At 73.9% G+C, this 15,985-nt stretch carries 12 protein-coding genes and 1 pseudogene; 3 read left to right on the top strand and 10 right to left on the bottom strand.

The features are described 5' to 3' along the window. Nucleotides 1–355: 355 nt before the first annotated feature. The 7 genes and pseudogenes from G9272_RS35515 to G9272_RS35485 form a co-directional block, all read right to left on the bottom strand. Nucleotides 356–1,618 carry a sulfite oxidase gene (locus G9272_RS35515; RefSeq protein WP_171400318.1) on the bottom strand — a complete coding sequence of 421 codons (1,263 nt, stop codon included), beginning with the start codon at nt 1,616–1,618 and terminating at the stop codon, nt 356–358. A gap of 268 nt (nt 1,619–1,886) precedes the next feature. Next, on the bottom strand, nt 1,887–4,172 hold the full coding sequence (locus G9272_RS35510) for an SWIM zinc finger family protein (protein ID WP_171400317.1): 2,286 nt from the start codon (nt 4,170–4,172) through the stop codon (nt 1,887–1,889). Continuing rightward, a complete protein-coding gene (locus G9272_RS35505) occupies nt 4,172–7,006 on the bottom strand; it encodes a DEAD/DEAH box helicase (protein ID WP_171402311.1) in 2,835 nt (944 codons plus the stop codon). The genes G9272_RS35510 and G9272_RS35505 overlap by 1 nt, the downstream gene beginning before the upstream one ends. A gap of 128 nt (nt 7,007–7,134) precedes the next feature. After that, entirely contained in the window at nt 7,135–7,731 is a 597-nt protein-coding gene (locus tag G9272_RS35500) for a sugar kinase (RefSeq protein ID WP_171400316.1), read from the bottom strand. Nucleotides 7,732–7,842: 111 nt separating this feature from the next. Next, on the bottom strand, nt 7,843–8,991 hold the full coding sequence (locus G9272_RS35495) for an ROK family glucokinase (protein WP_171400315.1): 1,149 nt from the start codon (nt 8,989–8,991) through the stop codon (nt 7,843–7,845). Between the two features lie 184 nt (nt 8,992–9,175). Next, nucleotides 9,176–9,613: pseudogene (locus G9272_RS35490) on the bottom strand (ABC transporter permease subunit); the annotation flags it as partial. A gap of 203 nt (nt 9,614–9,816) precedes the next feature. Further along, the gene (locus G9272_RS35485) at nt 9,817–10,554 is read right to left on the bottom strand and encodes a GntR family transcriptional regulator (RefSeq protein WP_171402310.1); all 738 of its coding nucleotides are present in this window, start codon (nt 10,552–10,554) and stop codon (nt 9,817–9,819) included. A 128-nt stretch (nt 10,555–10,682) separates the two neighbouring features. Here G9272_RS35485 and G9272_RS35480 point away from each other — a divergent pair, with 128 nt between their 5' ends. Then, complete coding sequence (locus tag G9272_RS35480; RefSeq protein ID WP_171400314.1) at nt 10,683–11,699, top strand: Gfo/Idh/MocA family protein; 1,017 nt, start codon at nt 10,683–10,685, stop codon at nt 11,697–11,699. A gap of 70 nt (nt 11,700–11,769) precedes the next feature. Here G9272_RS35480 and G9272_RS35475 read toward each other — a convergent pair whose 3' ends face one another. The 3 genes from G9272_RS35475 to G9272_RS35465 all read right to left on the bottom strand — a co-directional run bounded on the left by G9272_RS35475 (nt 11,770) and on the right by G9272_RS35465 (nt 15,063). Beyond that, a complete protein-coding gene (locus G9272_RS35475; RefSeq protein WP_171400313.1) occupies nt 11,770–12,954 on the bottom strand; it encodes a cytochrome P450 family protein in 1,185 nt (394 codons plus the stop codon). Nucleotides 12,955–13,033: 79 nt separating this feature from the next. Next, nucleotides 13,034–13,714: a response regulator gene (locus G9272_RS35470; protein ID WP_171400312.1), complete on the bottom strand. Its 681-nt coding sequence runs from the start codon at nt 13,712–13,714 to the stop codon at nt 13,034–13,036. Between the two features lie 86 nt (nt 13,715–13,800). After that, nucleotides 13,801–15,063, bottom strand: coding sequence for a histidine kinase (locus G9272_RS35465; protein WP_171400311.1), 1,263 nt, complete (start codon nt 15,061–15,063; stop codon nt 13,801–13,803). A 199-nt stretch (nt 15,064–15,262) separates the two neighbouring features. On the opposite strand from G9272_RS35465, the gene G9272_RS35460 reads away from it, so the two are divergent. Together G9272_RS35460 and G9272_RS35455 are read left to right on the top strand one after the other, a co-directional pair. Continuing rightward, on the top strand, nt 15,263–15,463 hold the full coding sequence (locus G9272_RS35460; protein WP_171400310.1) for a hypothetical protein: 201 nt from the start codon (nt 15,263–15,265) through the stop codon (nt 15,461–15,463). Between the two features lie 110 nt (nt 15,464–15,573). After that, complete coding sequence (locus tag G9272_RS35455) at nt 15,574–15,960, top strand: ribonuclease domain-containing protein (RefSeq protein ID WP_171400309.1); 387 nt, start codon at nt 15,574–15,576, stop codon at nt 15,958–15,960. Nucleotides 15,961–15,985 lie beyond the last annotated feature (25 nt).

The raw sequence follows: 15,985 nt of genomic DNA, 5'->3' as shown, positions 1-15,985 counted from the left end.
GCGCTCGCCGGGAACAGCGGACCGGGAAGCTCCTCGGGCCGGGCCCACACCCGGCGGTCGAAGACCTCGGGCTGCGGGGTGGCCGCCTCGGCACCCACGTCCGCCGACCGCGCCACCACGTGCGGTCACCTGGGCCCGGTCGGCGTCGGTGTGCAGCGCGACGGCGAACACTCTCGCCCCGGTGACCTGCTGGACGACGCCGGTCCGTCGTCCGGCGCCGACTCGGGCGACGCCGAACGGCGGCTGCCCCACCCGAGCCCAGCCGGCCGGCCGGCTGCGGACCGCATCGCCGCCGGCCACCCGAGGGACTCCGGACGACCTGCTCTGCGCCGGACCGTCCTGCCGTACGCGCCCCTCACACCGCCCGTACGGGGTGCCGGACCACGGCGTCGAACAGATAGCCCTGTGTGTTCGGGACGGTCGTCTCGGGCTGGGTGCGGCCGGTGCTGTCGGTGGCCCGGGCCAGCAGGGTGTACCCGCCCGGGGCCGACGGGTGCCAGTCGGTGGACCAGCGGACCCAGCCCGCGCGGCGAGGGGCGTCGTGCAGCCGGGCGCGCCGCCAGCTGGTCCCTCCGTCGGTACTGACGTCGACACGTACGACGGCCCCGGCGCCGGACCAGGAGCGTCCGGTCAGACGGTGCACGGCACCCGCCCCGAGGCTCGCGTCCCAGGGCAGCTCCCAGGCGCTCTTGACGGTCTGCCGGGTCAGCGGGGCGCTGCCGCCTTCGGGGTGGGCGCTGCCGAACAGCCGGTAGAAGTCGGTGTTCCAGGGCGAGTAGAGGGGCTGCGCGGACACCTCGATGTCACCGACCCACTTGATCGACGCGATGCCGATCCAGTTCGGCACCAGGACGCGTACGGGGAAGCCGTGGTCGTACGGCAGCGGCTCGCCGTTCATCTCGTACGCGAGGAGGACGTCGTCGAGCGCCTTGGAGACCGGCAGGGGCCGGCGGACCCGGCCGAGGTCGGTGCCGTCGGCGGTGACGTAGTCGGGGTCGAGGCCGCGCGGCAGGACGTCGACCGCGTCGCGGGCGAGCCCCGCCCGCCGCAGGACGTCGGCGAGGCGGACCCCGCGCCAGCGCGCGGTGCCGATCGCGCCCAGCGTCCACGCCGTGCCGGTGACGGTCTGGCCCTGCTGGGAGGTGAAGAAGCTGCGGCCGTTGCCCGCGCACTCCACGAACGCCGTGCGGGTGACCGAGGGGAACTTCCTCAGGTCGTCGAGGGTGAACTCGACCGGGGTGGCGTGGGTGAGGCCGTCGCCATGGACGGTGAGGGTCCAGTCGGCGGCGTCGAGCACGGGGGTGGAGGTGTGGTTGCGGACGAAGAAGTGGTCGACGGGGGTGTGGTAGCCGGTCCCGGCGAGGGACGCGAACTTCGTCTCGGCGTTGGTGCCCCGGACGGTGAACCAGTCGTCGGGGAGCGCCTTGACGATTCCGGGTGACGTCGCTGCGGCGGCCGGCGCGGAGAACGCGGGGGCCACGGCGGTGGCGAGTCCGGCGGCGGCGACGAGGCGGAGCAGATCGCGCCGGGAGACACCGTCGGCGCGGGCCTCGCCGGCCAGCCACTGGTGCAGTCTGCGGCGGTCGTAGGCGGATTCGGGCGTGGGAGACATGGGCATGGGCCTGCCTTTCCGGGGGTGGGGTGCCTGAACCGGGACGCGATCAGGGCGTCAGAAGGCGCGGCGCGTCCACGGCAGGAGGGCGGAGAGGGGTGAGGTGAGGATCAACAACAGCCGCGCGAGAGCAGCGCGCGGTACCGCGGGGCGTGGCGGTGGTCGTCGACAGTCACGGGCGCCATCGTACGAGGCGGGCGGAGAAGTGGGGGGAGGATCCGGGGAGTTGGGGCGGTCGCGAGCGGCGGTCACCCGGCGGGCGGGTCAGGGCGGGTCAGAGCTCGTCCGAGCCGCCGAGACCGGTCAGCGCGCCCACCGGGTCCGGGTCTGGGGTGCCGCGTGGCCACCAGTCGTCGTGGCCCGGTTCGGACTCGTACGCGTACCACAACCCGTCGCGGCCGAAGCGGAGTTGGACATGGCCCCGGGGGTGGGTGAGGTGGTTGCGGCGCGGGCGGAAGGCCGGGAGGTCGGCGGCGAGGAGGAGCGGCCGGGCCCGGTCGAAGCGGCCCGCCGGCGGGTCCCAGGTCTCCTCCAGGACGGTGAGCCCGTCCGGCCCGCCCTGCCGCCAGGCGGCCACCGCGCGGGCCAGTTCGACGGGGGTGCGGCCGGCGGCGGAGGCGAGCGCGGCGTAGAGGGCGCGGGTGGTGACGGTGAGCCCGGACCCGGGGCGGGACGCGGCGAGCCGTACGGCGTCCCGCCAGAGGGTCAGTTCGCCGATCTCGTCCTGGCCGGTGACCAGCAGGGCGTGGGCACGGGCGGCCGCGTCGGTCGCGAGGTGGTCCAGCGCGAAGGAGTCGGGGCCGTTCGGCGCGGACGGGTAGGCGGGGGGCTGCTCGGGGTGCGGGGGCACGGGCAGCGGGGCGGGCAGCGGCGGGAGCCGGCGCTCGGCGAGGGCTTCGGCGGCCCGTACGCCCGGCAGGGGTTCCGGTTCCTGTTCCTGGGCGGCGCGGGCCGCGCGGGTGGCGTTACGGCGGGACAGCGTGTCGAGCACCTCGCGTTCGCCCCGGCCGCGCAGCAGGAGCAGCACGAACGGGTCGGCGTCGAGCAGCCGCGCGGTCTGGTAGCAGAGGGCGGCCGCGTGCTTGCAGGGGTGACCGCGGTCGGGGCAGCTGCACTGCGGCTCGAGGTCACCGGGGCCGGGCAGCAGCGGCACCCCGCACTCGGCGAGGGACTCGGGCATCTCCTTGTCGAGCAGCGCGGCGATGTGCCCGGGGCGCTCGACGGCCGCTTCCAGGAAGCGCTCCCAGTCCTCGCCGCCGAGGGTGCGCAGCCGCACCTGTACGCGGTAGGGGCGGGGACGGCTGCCCTGCACATACGCCAGCACGAGCCCGGGGGTCACGGTGATGGCGTCCACGTTTCCCTGCTCCGCGTAACCGCGCCCGCGGGCCAGGCGCTTGGCGTCGAGGGCGCCCTCCTCCAGCGCGGCGACCCAGGCGTTGCCCCACCAGGTCCCGGCGAAGGATCCGCCGGTGCGCGGCGGGAAGGCGGGGAAGGTGCGGCGGTGTTCGCCGTCCCGTGCGGGGGCGGCCATGGAGCGGGGGCTACGGGACGGTTCGGGAGGCGGGGAAGGTGCGCTTCCGAGGAGAGTCGGGAGTGTCGCGGAGGGTGCCCCTTCGGCTGAACTTCCGTCGGTCGCCGTCGCGTTGCCGGGGGCGGTCTCGGCCTTGGGGGCGGTCTCGGCCTCAGGGTCGGACTCGGCCACAGGGGCGGCCTCGGCAGTCTCCTCCGACGGCATCCGGAAGGCGTCCGCGAGCAACTCCCGTACGACACGCGCTCGTTCGTCGGCGACCTGGTCATGTGCGGCGCGGTGTCGCCGGGCTTCGGTGGCGCGTGCGCCGGTGGGGCGTGCGTCGGTGCGGGGGCCGGCGTCGCCGCGCGGGGTCCCGCGGCCTGCCCGCGTCCGGGTCTCGGCCGGGCTCTGCCGTGCCTCCGCGCGGGCGGCGCGCAGGGCCTCCCGGGCGATGTCCCCGGGGCGCGAGCCGGTGCCGGCCTGCGGGGCGCGCGGCTCGGCGGCCGCCGGCGGAGCATCGACCGACGAGGGCACCGCCGGCAAGGCCTCCGCCGGGTGGGCGGGGGCCACTACGGCGTCGGCGGCCGGGGTGGCTCCCGCGGGGGTCGAGTCCGCCACGGGCGCGGTGTCCGCCGCGGGCGCGGCGGGGGCCACGGTGGAAGCTGCGTCGGCGACCGGGGCGGCTTCCGCGGGGGTCGAGTCCACCACGGGCGCGGTGTCCTTCGCGGGCACGGGTTCCGCCCCGCGCCGCAGGGCCGCGCGGGCCGCGTCGCCGGGCCTGGAGGCGGGGCTTCCGGGCCGCACCGTGGACTCGTGCGACGGTGCCTGCCTCGGCCCGTGCGACGGTGCCTGCGTCGGCCCGTGCGACGGTCCCTGCATCGGCTCCTGTTCCTGCGAGCGCTCCCGAGCCGCCCGCAGGGCTCGGCGTGCCTCGTCGGCCGGGCCGGCGGTCTTCTCCCGTCGCTCCCCGGCCGTGACGGCAGCGGCGGTCCCGGCCGCGGTGTCGGCAGCCGTCTCGGCAGTGGTCTCGGTCTTCTCCGTCTCGCCCATCACGCCTCCCTCCGCAGCCTGACCAGGTCGGACAGTTCACGGTCCGTGAGTTCGGTGAGTGCCGACTCGCCGGAGCCGAGGATCGCGTCGGCCAGGGCGCGCTTCGCCTGGAGCATCTCGGCGATGCGGTCCTCGACCGTGCCCTCGGTGATGAGGCGGTGCACCTGGACCGGCTGGGTCTGGCCGATGCGGTAGGCGCGGTCGGTGGCCTGTTCCTCCACCGCGGGGTTCCACCAGCGGTCGAAGTGGACGACATGGCCCGCGCGGGTGAGGTTGAGGCCGGTGCCGGCGGCCTTCAGGGAGAGGACGAGGACCGGGGTCGCACCGGCCTGGAAGCGGTCCACCATCCGCTCCCGCTCGGGGATCGGGGTGCCGCCGTGCAGCAGGTCGACCGGGACCGCGCGGGCGGTGAGGTGGGCGGTGATCAGGCGGGCCATGCCGACGTACTGCGTGAAGACGAGGGCCGAGCCGTCCTCGGCGAGCAGGGTGTCCAGCAGCTCGTCCAGCAGGGCGAGTTTGCCGGAGCGGGCGGCCAGGGCGTCGCCGACGGAGGCGGTCTCCTCCTTGAGGTACAGGGCCGGGTGGTCGCAGATCTGCTTGAGCGCGCCCAGCAGCTTCAGCACCAGGCCGCGCCGGGCGATGCCGTCCGCCGTCTCGATGGCCAGCAGCGACTCCCGCACCACCGCCTCGTACAGCGCGGCCTGTTCGCGGGTGAGCGGGACCGGGTGGTCGGTCTCGGTCTTGGGCGGCAGCTCGGGCACGATGCCGGGGTCGGACTTCTTGCGGCGCAGGAGGAACGGGCGGACCAGCCGGGCCAGGCGCTCCACCGCCTGGTCGTCCTCGCCGTTCTCGACCGCGCGCGCGTGCCGGGCACGGAAGGACTTCAGGGGGCCGAGGAGTCCCGGTGTCGTCCAGTCGAGCAGGGCCCAGAGCTCGGAGAGGTTGTTCTCGACGGGGGTGCCGGTCAGGGCCACGCGCGCGGGTGTCGGGATGGTGCGCAGGGCCTTCGCCGTCGCCGAGTAGGGGTTCTTCACGTGCTGGGCCTCGTCCGCGACGACCATGCCCCAGGGCTGCCCGGCCAGGGTGGGCGCCGCCGAGCGCATCGTGCCGTACGTGGTGAGGACGAAGCCGCCGCCGAGGTCCGCCAGGCTGCGGTCGGGGCCGTGGAAGCGGCGGACCGGGACGCCGGGCGCGAAGCGGTTGATCTCGCGCTGCCAGTTGCCCATGAGGGAGGCCGGGCAGACCACCAGGGTCGGTTCGGTGCGGGCGCGCTTCAGATGCAGGGCGATGACGGTGATCGTCTTGCCGAGGCCCATGTCGTCGGCGAGGCAGCCGCCGAGGCCGAGCGAGGTCATGAGGTCCAGCCAGGCCAGGCCGCGCAGCTGGTAGTCGCGCAGGGTGGCGTGCAGACCGGCGGGCGGATCGGCGGGGTGCACGCCGCTGGTGAGGCGGTCGCGCAGGGCGGCCAGGGCGCCGACGGGGACCGCCTCGACGCTCTCGCCGTCGACCTCCGCGGTACCGCTGAGGGCGACGGACAGGGCGTCGACCGGGTCGAGCAGGCCCAGTTCCCGCTTGCGGGCCTTGCGCACGAGCGCCGGGTCGACCAGGACCCACTGGTCACGGAGCCGGACCACCGGGCGGTGGGCCTCCGCCAGGGTGTCCATCTCGGCCTCGCTGAGCGGGTCGCCGCCGAGCGCCAGCTGCCAGCGGAACTGGAGCAGCTCCTCGCTCTCGAAGAAGCCGGTGCCGTCGGTCGCCGAGCCGGGCGCGGTCCTGACCACCGCGGCCGCGCTGAGGTCCTGCGCCAGGTCCCTCGGCCAGTGCACGGCGACCCCGGTCGCCGCGAGCCGGGTGGCCGCCACCCCGAGCAGATCGCTCAGTTCGTCCTCGGACAGGGCCAGGACGTCCGGCGCGTCCTGTTCGGCGAGCCGGGCGAGCGGCGGCCAGACGCGGGCCGCGCGCCGTACGGCGAGGGCCGCGTCCACGCGTGCGCGTGCCCCGAAGGCGGCGTCGGCCTCGCCCGCCCACAGGGCCGCCGCGTCGGTCATCAGGGTGGGGTCGGCGAGGCTGTGCACCTGGACGATCGCGGCGCCCGCCCGGCGCGTCCGCTCGCCGTCGTCGAGCCGGTCGAACATGTCGTACGCGGACAGGTCGAGGCGGAGCGAGATCCGCACGCCCGCGTCCATGCCGGCGGCGACCTCCGCGGCCCAGTCGTGCGCGCCGGGCAGCCGCTGGGGCCGGCGGTCGGCGAAGGGCTTCCCGCACGCGTACGGCGCGGCCGGGGTGCGGGGCAGGGTGTCCGCCACGGCGTCCAGGAAGGACCGCATCAGGGCCTCGGGCCGGGGCAGCCGGAGCGGCCCGGCGCCGGGGAGCGGCACCGCGTGGCCCTCGTGCGGGAGCGCGGCGGCGACCGCGCGCAGATGGGCGATGTCCTCCGGGTCCAGCGGGCCCGCCCGCCAGGCGTCGTGTCCCGAGGGTGTCAGGCCGGGCAGCAGGCGGCCGCGGGCGGTGAGCCGCAGCGCGTGCAGCGCGGCCGCGCCCCAGCAGGCGGTCGCCGGGTGGGCGGCGGGGTCGCGGCGGGCCCGCACGAGCAGCGGGAGCGCCTTGTCGAGCGGCAGGGACAGGGCGGGGGTCTGATCGCGGCGGATCGCGGAGCCGTGGCGCCGGACGACGGTGAGCTCCGTGTGCTCCACGTCCGCGGTGGTGGGCAGCGGGCCTTCCGCCGGGTCCCAGAAGGCGACGCGGCCCTCGCGCGGGAGGGGCGCGGGCAGGAAGACGGCGGCGAGTCGCACGGAGACGGAGCCGGGCTCCGCCGCGGCCGTGCCGTCGGCCATGACGCTCATGCCTTGTGTCCACCTCCCGCCCGCATGTCGGATCAGTCGTCTTCGACTCTACGGGCGGGGTCTGACAATCGGTCCCGGCGGCCGGCCGGGTCACGGCGTTCCGGTCGGGGCGGGAGGGGTCAGGGGACCGTGCGGGAGACCACGTAGACGAAGGGGTAGATCGCGTTGCCGGTGTTCACCACCACGTCCAGCGTCGGCTTGGGGTTCTTCTGTTCGTGGACGATGCCGAAGTCGTCACCGGGGCGCGAGCCGGGGCCCGTGAACTTCCAGCCCGTGACCTCCTGATCGCGGGCGCTGATGGTGATGTCGCCCTTCTTCAGGTCGCCCCGGCTGACGCCGATGCCGGCGAGGAACTCGTCCAGTCCGGCCTGTGTGGTCTGGAACTGCGCGTACAGACGGCTGGTCTTCCAGTTGTTCGTCTCGTAGTACGCGACCTGGTTCGACGGGTGCGGGATCGGCACCTGGTACAGGCGGCGCTGGACCTTCGACGGCCAGCCCTCGGTCAGGCCGGTCGCCGAGTACTTCGCCTCCTTGTCCTTGCCGCTGTCGCGGCTCTGGTTGGCGGAGATCACCAGATAGCCGGCCGGGACACCGATGAGCAGCACGATGATCAGCAGGGTGAGCGCCCTGCGGCGGATCACGTGCCGGCGGTCCTCCGGCGGGCGGTGCGGCTCGTCGGGGGGCGGCGCGCCCTGGCGGGGCAGCGATGCTGTCATGCGGTGTCCCGGGTCGTGCGGGTCGGTGCGTCGGTCGTGCGGGGTGGTGCGGTGGTCATGCGGGGTGGTGCGGTGGTCATGCGGTGTCCTGGGGGCGGGGCGGTACGGCGGTCACGCCGTGTCCTGGGTACGACGGGCGGCCTCGGTGAACCGTTCGAAGCGCTCGTAGCGCTCCACGCGGCGGCGCTTGGCGCGCCGGAAGCGGCGGGCGACCAGGCGGGCCAGGTCGGCCGCGCCGACCATACCGGCCTCGGGGCCCAGCTGGGCGCGGACGATACGGGCCTCGGGGCGGTAGCCGCGACCCGTGAGCTGGCGCTTGAACGCGTCCCGCGCGGGGCTGATCAGCAGGTCGTCGGCGGCCGAGACGCCGCCGCCGATCACGAAGCAGGACGGGTCGAGGGCGGCGGCCAGGTTGGCGATGCCGACGCCGAGCCACTGGCCGATGTCCTGGAGCAGCTCGATGCACATGGCGTCGCCCTCGCGGGCCAGCTCGGTGATCATCGGGCCGGTGATGTCGCCGATGTTGCCCTTGACGTGCTCGATGATCCCGTACGCCACCGGGGAGTCGGCGGCGGCCAGTTCGCGGGCCTCCCGGACCAGCGCGTTGCCCGAGCTGTACTGCTCCCAGCAGCCGCGGTTGCCGCACGGGCAGCGGTGGCCGCCGGGCACGACCTGCATATGGCCGAACTCCCCGGCGACGCCGTACTTGCCGCGCTTGACCTGGCCGTCCTCCAGGATCGCGCCGCCGATGCCGGTACCGAGGGTGATCATGACGAGGTGGTCCTCGCCGCGGCCCGCGCCGAAACGCCACTCCGCCCAGGCGGCGGTGTTGGCGTCGTTGTCCACCAGGACGGGAACCGCGAGACGGCTGGAGAGGCGGTCGCGCAGCGGTTCGTTGCGCCACGACAGATGGGGCGCGAACAGGACGCGGTTGCGGTCCGCGTCCACCCACCCCGCCGCGCCGACGCCGACCGCGTGCACGTCGTGGCGGTCGGACAGGTCCAGGACCAGCTCGACGATCGTGTCCTCCACGACCTTCGGGCTCTTGGACTTGTCCGGCGTCTCCGTGCGGACCTTCTCCAGGATGTTGCCGTCGGCGTCGACGACCCCCGCCATCACCTTGGTGCCACCGATGTCGATGCCGACCGTCGGCACTCGGGGTGCGGTGAGGTGCGATCGGCGCTCCCTCGTGCCCACCGTGCGGAGTGCGGGGGCGCGGCGGGAGCCGATGGGGGCGGTGAAGTTGCCGTAGGTGCTCATCGCCGCCGATTCTGCCTCACCCTCCCCCCGGGTGCCGAGCGGGGCGGCGGCGGGGGCGGGCGGTCCCTGCCGTGCCCGGGCGCGTCCTGGCCGGTCGCGCCCGGTGCGGCCGCGCGTCGGCGCGGCCTGGAGGGCCTCGCGGGGGAGATCACCTGCGTCCTGGGCGACAACGGCGCGGGCATTACAGGATGGTGACCTTGAAGTCGACGCCGCCGATCGTGAGGGTGGAGGCGAAGACGTCCCGGGCGGACCGGAAGCCCTCCATGTCCGCGACGGTCTTCGTCGACACCGTGCCGTCGATCAGCTTGGTGAAGCCGAGGTTGATGCCGGTCAGCATCAGGAAGGTGCCCAGCGTGATGATGAAGCTGGGCAGCTTCGTACGGGTGAGCATGAAGCCGTTGAAGGCGCCCATGGCGAGGGTGACCAGCAGGGACACGCCGACGCCCACCCAGACGTTCGCCGTCGTCTGATAGCTGGACATCGACGAGATCAGCGCCGAGGACGTGACCATGACCCCGGCCGACAGGTCGAACTCGCCGCCGATCATCAGCAGCGCGACCGGGACGGCCATGATGCCGATCGTCGAGGACGCGTAGAGGACCGTGCTGAGGCTGCCGGCGCGCGTGCCACGAGGCGGTGCCCTTCTTGCTGTGTTCCGTCGAACGCCCGCACCCGGTGACCTCTCACCGGACACAAACGCCCCATTATCGAACACAGGGATCACACACATTCAGGCCGGGGACCGCCCATCACTCACCTTGTCCGGACATCCGGTCACATTGTCTGGACAATGCGACCAAGGCGGGCCGATCGCACAGACGGGTCTCAGGGGCGTACGAGCAGCTGGAACTCGAAGGAGTAGCGGGTCGGCCGGTAGATGTGGTCGCCGAACTCCACCGCCCGGCCGGTGTCGTCGAAGGTCGTGCGCTGCATCGTCAGCAGCGGGGCACCCTCCTCCTCGGCGAGCCGCTCGGCCTCGGCGGTGGTGGCGGCGCGGGCCCCGATCGACTGGCGGGCGCTGTGCAGGGTGATCCCGGCGGACCGCATCAGCCGGTAGAGGCCGGTGGCCTGGAGCTGCCCGGTGTCCAGGTCGAGCAGGCCGGAGGGCAGGTGGTTGCACAGGTACGCCATCGGCTCCCCGTGCGCCAGGCGCAGCCGCTCCACCCGGTGCACGTCGCTGCCCTCGGCCACCGCGAGCGCGGCCGCGACTTCCGCCGACGCCGGTACGACCGTGTTGACCAGCACCGTCGTCGCCGGACGCTGCCCGGCGGCCTCCAGGTCGTCGTAGAGGCTGCTGAGCTCCAGCGGGCGCTTGACCTGACTGTGCACGACCTGCGTACCGACGCCCCTGCGACGGACCAGCAGGCCCTTGTCGACGAGCGACTGGATCGCCTGGCGGACGGTCGGCCGGGACAGGCCGAGCCGGGCGGCGAGCTCGATCTCGTTGCCCAGGAGGCTGCCGGGGGTGAGCGATCCGTGCTCGATCGCGGCCTCCAGCTGCTGGGCGAGCTGGAAGTACAACGGCACCGGAGAACTTCGGTCCACACGTAGTTCTAGCTGCACGGTCGGGTCCACTTCTGGTTTCGGCACGGCCCGAGCGTAGCTCCGCGACCGGTTGACGGGAAGTTGTGTAGTTCGGTTGTCCGGACATACGCATTGACAGCGCCCGGCCTGCAACGCACCTTTGTCTCATGCGCATCGGGGTCATCGGGACGGGCCGCATAGGCACCATTCATGCGAACACACTCAGCCGTCACCGCGAGGTCGGATCCCTGATCCTGACGGACGCGGACCACGCGCGGGCCCAGGAGCTCGCGCATCGGCTGGGCGAGACGGCCGCCCCGGGGGTGGACGAGATCTTCCGCTGGGGCGTGGACGCCGTGGTGATCACGACGGCCACGTCGGCCCACGCCGAACTGATCGGTCGGGCAGCACGCTCCGGGCTCCCGGTCTTCTGCGAGAAGCCGATCGCCCTGGATCTGGCGGGCACGTTACAGGCGATCGCCGAGGTCGAGACCGCCGGAACGATCCTTCACATGGGCTTCCAGCGCCGCTTCGACGCGGGCTACACAGGGGCCCGGGAGGCGGTGCTCTCGGGGCGGCTCGGGCGGCTGCACACCGTACGGGCGCTGACGTCCGACCAGTCGGCGCCGCCGGCCGCCTGGCTGCCGGTGTCCGGCGGGATCTACCGGGACGCGCTCCTGCACGACTTCGACTGTCTGCGCTGGGTGACCGGCCGCGAGGTGACGGAGGTGTACGCCGCCGGCTCCGACGCCGGGCCCGCGATGTTCCGCGAGGCGGGAGACGTGGACACGGCGGCCGCGGTCCTCACCCTCGACGACGGCACCCTCGCCACGGCGACGGCGACGCGGCTGAACGGGGCGGGCTACGACGTCCGCATGGAACTGGCCGGGGAGCTCGACCAGATCGTCGTGGGCCTGGACGACCGCACCCCGATCGCGTCCACCGAACCCACCGGTCCACCGGCCGCGGACAAACCGTGGACCGGGTTCCTGGAGCGGTTCGAGCCCGCCTACGCGGCGGAGCTGAACGCCTTCGTGGACGTGGTGCGGGGCGAGCGGGCCAACCCCTGCGACGGCCGCGAGGCGCTCGAGGCCCTCCGGATCGCCGAGGCCTGCGAGGTGTCCCGGCGAGACCGCAGAGCGGTGTGGCTCGAGGAGATCCCGGTGACTTCCGCGGCGGGCTGACCAGGACCGGTCTCGAGAACGCCGGGGCCCGGTCGGCACATGGGGTGGGGCGGCCGCCGTTCCGGCCGTTCTACCAGCGCACCGGAAGGCTGCGCATTCCGCGCATCAGGGGGCCGGGGAGCCAGTCGCCGGGTGGGCCGTCGAGGGCCAGGGCGGGGGTGCGGTCGAGCAGGGTCCGTATCGCCGTGCGCGCCTCCAGGCGGGCCAGCGGGGCGCCCAGGCAGTAGTGGATGCCGTGCCCGAACGCCAGGTGGCCCCGGCTGTCCCGGCGGATGTCGAAGTCGTCGGGGGCCGGACAGCGCCCCGGGTCGCGGTCGGCCGCGGTCAGGCCGATCATCACCGCCTCGCCCTGGGCGACGGACGTGCCGGCGATCTCCAGCGGTTCGGCGGCGAACCGGTACGTGGCGTTCTCCACCGGCCCCTCGTAGCGCAGGGCCTCCTCGACGGTGCCGTCGAGGAGGGTCATGTCGGCGCGCAGGGCGGCCAGCTGATCCGGGTGGGTGAGCAGGGCGTGGACCGCGTTGGTGATCAGGTTGACGGTGGTCTCGTGTCCGGCGATGAGGAGGATGAACGCCATGCCGCGCAGCTCGGCGGGCGAGAGCCGGTCGCCGTCCTGCGCGGTGGTGCGGATCAGGTCGTCCAGCAGGTCGCCGCTCGGCCCGGCGCACCGTTTGTCCTCGATCAGCTCGGTGAGGTACGTGCCCAGCCGTACGAACGCGTCGTACTCGGTCTCCGAGCTGGTGGGCGCGACGGCCTCGCCCGACAGCTTGCGGAACGCCGTGCGGTCGACCTCCGGGACCCCGAGGAGCTCGCAGATGACCGTCAGGGGCAGGGGGTGGGCGAGCGACTCCACGAGGTCGGCGCGGCCGTGCGGCAGCATCGCGTCGAGCAGGTGATCGGTGATCCGCTGGATCCTGGGCCGCAGTTCCTCCACGCGGCGCACGGTGAAGGCGCGGGAGACCAGCGCGCGCAGGCGCGTGTGCCGCGGCGGGTCCGCGGTCAGCAGGTGCTTGCCGATCAGCTGCTCGTCGAGGAACGTGACGCCGATCCGTTCGGAGTCCTTGGCCGGCCGGGGGTCGGCGAGCGCCGCGCGCGCCTCCTCGTGCCCCACGACGAGCCAGGTCACATGGTGTGCGTCGGGCACGGGCAGCCGCACCCGGTGCACCGGGCCGCGCTCGCGCAGTCGGGCGTAGACCGGATGCGGGTTCCTCCGGAAGTCGTCGCCGAACTCCCCCAGGTCGATCACGTCGGTCATGTCCCTCCCCGTCCCGTCACGCGTACAACGAGCGGGACGCCCGCCCGGTGCCCGCCGTGCCGCCCGGCTTCGCGGCTCGTCACCCGGGCCCGTCCGCCCCTTCTTCGAGGAGCCCCGCGTCATACGCCAGCAGGGCGATCTGCACCCGGTTGTTGAGGCCGAGCTTGGCCAGCACCCGGGAGACGTGGGCCTTCACGGTGGCGACGCTCATGAACAGCTCGGCGGCGATGTCCGCGTTGGACAGCCCCCGGCCGACCGCGACGGCCACCTCGCGTTCGCGCTCGCCGAGGGCCGCGAGACGCACGCGCGCGTGCGGGCGCCTCGTGTCGGCCGCGGTACCGGCCGCGTGGTCCATCAGCTGCCGGGTGACCGTGGGCGACAGGACGGGGTCACCGGCCGCCACCCGGCGCACGGCGTCGAGGATCTCGACGGGCGGGGTGTCCTTGAGGACGAACCCGGCGGCACCCGCGCGCAGCGCACGCAGCACCTGTTCGTCGGCGTGGAAGGTGGTGAGCACCACGACCTGCGGGGCGTCCTCACGTCCGCGCAGCCGTTCCGTGGCGGTGAGTCCGTCCACGGTCGGCATCCGGATGTCCATCAGGACCACATCGGGGCGGGTGCGCTCCACGAGCCCCTCGACCTCGCTCCCGTCGGCGGCCTCACCGACGATCTCGATGTCGTCGGCGCCCCCCATCATGAAAGCCAGACCGGCCCGCACCAGGGGATCGTCGTCGACGAGGAGGAGTCTGATCGCAGTCATGGACCTTACGTAATCACGGTTGCGGGCGGGCGAGTTCACGGTTCGCGACGAACGAGCCGACGGGTGTCGGCCACGCCCGGCCCCCGTCAGGGCGTCGCCGGCCACGGCAGCCACGCCCGTACCTCGAATCCCCCGTCCCCCCACGTCCCGTGCTCCAGTCGGCCCCCGGTCAGGGTGGCCCGTTCGGTCAGGCCGATCAGGCCCTGGCCGGAGCCGGGAACGGGCGGTACGTCGCCCTCGGGGGCCGGGTTGCGCACGGTCACGTCGAGGCCCTCGCCGGGGCCGCCGACGACGGTGACCGCGACCTCCGCGCCCGGGGCGTGCTTGCGGGCGTTGGTGAGGCACTCCTGGGCGATGCGGTAGGCGGTGCGGCCGACGGAGGCGGGGACGGCTCCGGCGTCGGTGACCCGCTGGTCGAGGGTGACCTTCATGCCGGCCTCGCGGGACTCGGCGACCAGCGTGTCCAGGGCGGCCAGTGTCGGCTGGGGGCGGCCGGCGTCGTCCGGTTCGGCGGCCCGCAGGACGCCGATGATCTCCCGTAGGTCCTGGAGGGCCTCGTGGGCGCTCTCGCGGATGACGCCGGCCGCCCGCGCGACCTCCTCGCGGGGCGCGTCCGGACGGAACTCCAGCGCGCCCGCGTGCACGCTGAGCAGGGTCAGCCGGTGCGCGAGCACGTCGTGCATCTCCCGGGCGATGGCCTCACGGGCCAGCCGCTGGGCCTGCTCGGCGCGCAGCCGGGCCTCCGTCTCGGCGCGCCGGGCGCGGTCGCGCAGGCTCACCATCAGCTGCCGCCTGGACCGGACGAACATGCCCCAGCCGATGGCCGTGACGGTGAACAGCACGCTCCACGCCACCGACGGCAGGTACGCCAGGGTGGGGTCCGGGCGGGCCCAGGCCAGCAGCGGGATCAGGGCCACCTGGGCGCCGCCCACCCAGGCCACGTACCGGAACGGCCGGTGCACGGCGAGGGTGAAGAGGGCGACCGTGCAGGCGCCGGCCGAGGTGGTCGACAGGAAGCCGAGGGGGACCATCGCGATCGCCAGGCCGAGGGGCCACCGGCGGCGCAGCCAGACCGCCGCGCAGGCGAGGGCGCCCAGGAGCTGGTCGGCCGCGGCGACGACCTCGGGGAGGTCCCGTTCGCCGGGGAAGGAGTCCGCGACCGTCAGGCCGACGGCCACGGCCACGAGGAAACAGAGGAAGTCGACGATCCAGTCGCGCGCGGTGCGCCGGTGCGGCCGGCCGGGGTGCCCGGCGTCCGGGGCGAGTTCCGCGACCACGGCCGACGGCAGCAGCCACCGACGTCCCGTGAACCCGGGTGCCGCCGGTGCCGTGTTGTCGTCCGCCCTCATGGTCGACAAATCTACGCAGCGCGGGCCTGCCACACCTCCCCGTGGACGCATCCGCTACCGAAGACCGGGAACGACCGACCCAAGTCACGGCGCCGCCTACTTTCGGCGCGGCCGGACCGCCGATCCGCAGCCTTCCGCCGCACAGCTCCCGCCCGGCGGCCGATGGTCCGCGGGGTTCCGCGGGGCGAGGGTCACCAGCATGAAGGAACTGCTGGGAGTACTCGGATTTCTCGCCCTGGTGCAGGGCGCCTTGGGCCTGCTGCACGAGTTCACCCGCTGGCACGTGGGCCTCGTGCAGCGCCTCGGCCTCCTCGACGGCTACGAGGTCTACGCGAGCGTGGCGCTCATCGTGCTGGCGTTCGCCCTGTTCGCCGCCGCGGAGAGCCGGAAGCCGGGCTGAGCGGAGGGCGCCGGACTCCGGTTAACGCCGTGAAAACTTCTCGGACCCGAAGGCAAATTCCCCTGCCTTGTCATTGACATGACACTGTCTACGCGCGTCATCATGAGGCCATGAGATTCCCCCCACGGATCACTCGTACTGTCACCTCGGCGGCCGTCCTGTCCGCCCTCCTCGTCGGCGGCGCCGTCTCCGCCACCACGGCCCACGCCGCCGTCGGCAGCGTCTGCTACACGAAGCTGCCCTCCCAGGCGTACGACACGCTCGAACTGATCGATGCCGGCGGGCCGTTCCCGTACTCGCAGGACGGAGCCGTCTTCCAGAACCGGGAAGGCGTCCTGCCCAGCCAGACCACCGGCTACTACCACGAGTACACGGTGAAGACGCCGGGCTCGTCGACACGCGGCGCGCGCCGCATCGTGACCGGGAAGAAGTCCGCCGAGGACTACTACACCGCGGACCACTACGTCACCTTCAACCTGATCAACTACGGCTGCTGACCGACACCGTTCGCCCGTCCGATCC

The sequence above is a fragment of the Streptomyces asoensis genome (assembly GCF_013085465.1).
Taxonomy (GTDB): domain Bacteria; phylum Actinomycetota; class Actinomycetes; order Streptomycetales; family Streptomycetaceae; genus Streptomyces; species Streptomyces cacaoi_A.
This window is presented reverse-complemented; position numbering and strand designations above follow the sequence as displayed.

What these genes read in the sequence shown, in the direction of transcription:
- G9272_RS35515 (WP_171400318.1), bottom strand. Translation starts at nt 1,618, where the DNA reads ATGCCCATGTCTCCCACGCCCGAATCCGCCTACGACCGCCGCAGACTG.
- G9272_RS35510 (WP_171400317.1), bottom strand. Translation starts at nt 4,172, where the DNA reads ATGGGCGAGACGGAGAAGACCGAGACCACTGCCGAGACGGCTGCCGAC.
- G9272_RS35505 (WP_171402311.1), bottom strand. Translation starts at nt 7,006, where the DNA reads ATGGCCGACGGCACGGCCGCGGCGGAGCCCGGCTCCGTCTCCGTGCGA.
- G9272_RS35500 (WP_171400316.1), bottom strand. Translation starts at nt 7,731, where the DNA reads ATGACAGCATCGCTGCCCCGCCAGGGCGCGCCGCCCCCCGACGAGCCG.
- G9272_RS35495 (WP_171400315.1), bottom strand. Translation starts at nt 8,991, where the DNA reads ATGAGCACCTACGGCAACTTCACCGCCCCCATCGGCTCCCGCCGCGCC.
- G9272_RS35480 (WP_171400314.1), top strand. Translation starts at nt 10,683, where the DNA reads ATGCGCATCGGGGTCATCGGGACGGGCCGCATAGGCACCATTCATGCG.
- G9272_RS35475 (WP_171400313.1), bottom strand. Translation starts at nt 12,954, where the DNA reads ATGACCGACGTGATCGACCTGGGGGAGTTCGGCGACGACTTCCGGAGG.
- G9272_RS35470 (WP_171400312.1), bottom strand. Translation starts at nt 13,714, where the DNA reads ATGACTGCGATCAGACTCCTCCTCGTCGACGACGATCCCCTGGTGCGG.
- G9272_RS35465 (WP_171400311.1), bottom strand. Translation starts at nt 15,063, where the DNA reads ATGAGGGCGGACGACAACACGGCACCGGCGGCACCCGGGTTCACGGGA.
- G9272_RS35460 (WP_171400310.1), top strand. Translation starts at nt 15,263, where the DNA reads ATGAAGGAACTGCTGGGAGTACTCGGATTTCTCGCCCTGGTGCAGGGC.
- G9272_RS35455 (WP_171400309.1), top strand. Translation starts at nt 15,574, where the DNA reads ATGAGATTCCCCCCACGGATCACTCGTACTGTCACCTCGGCGGCCGTC.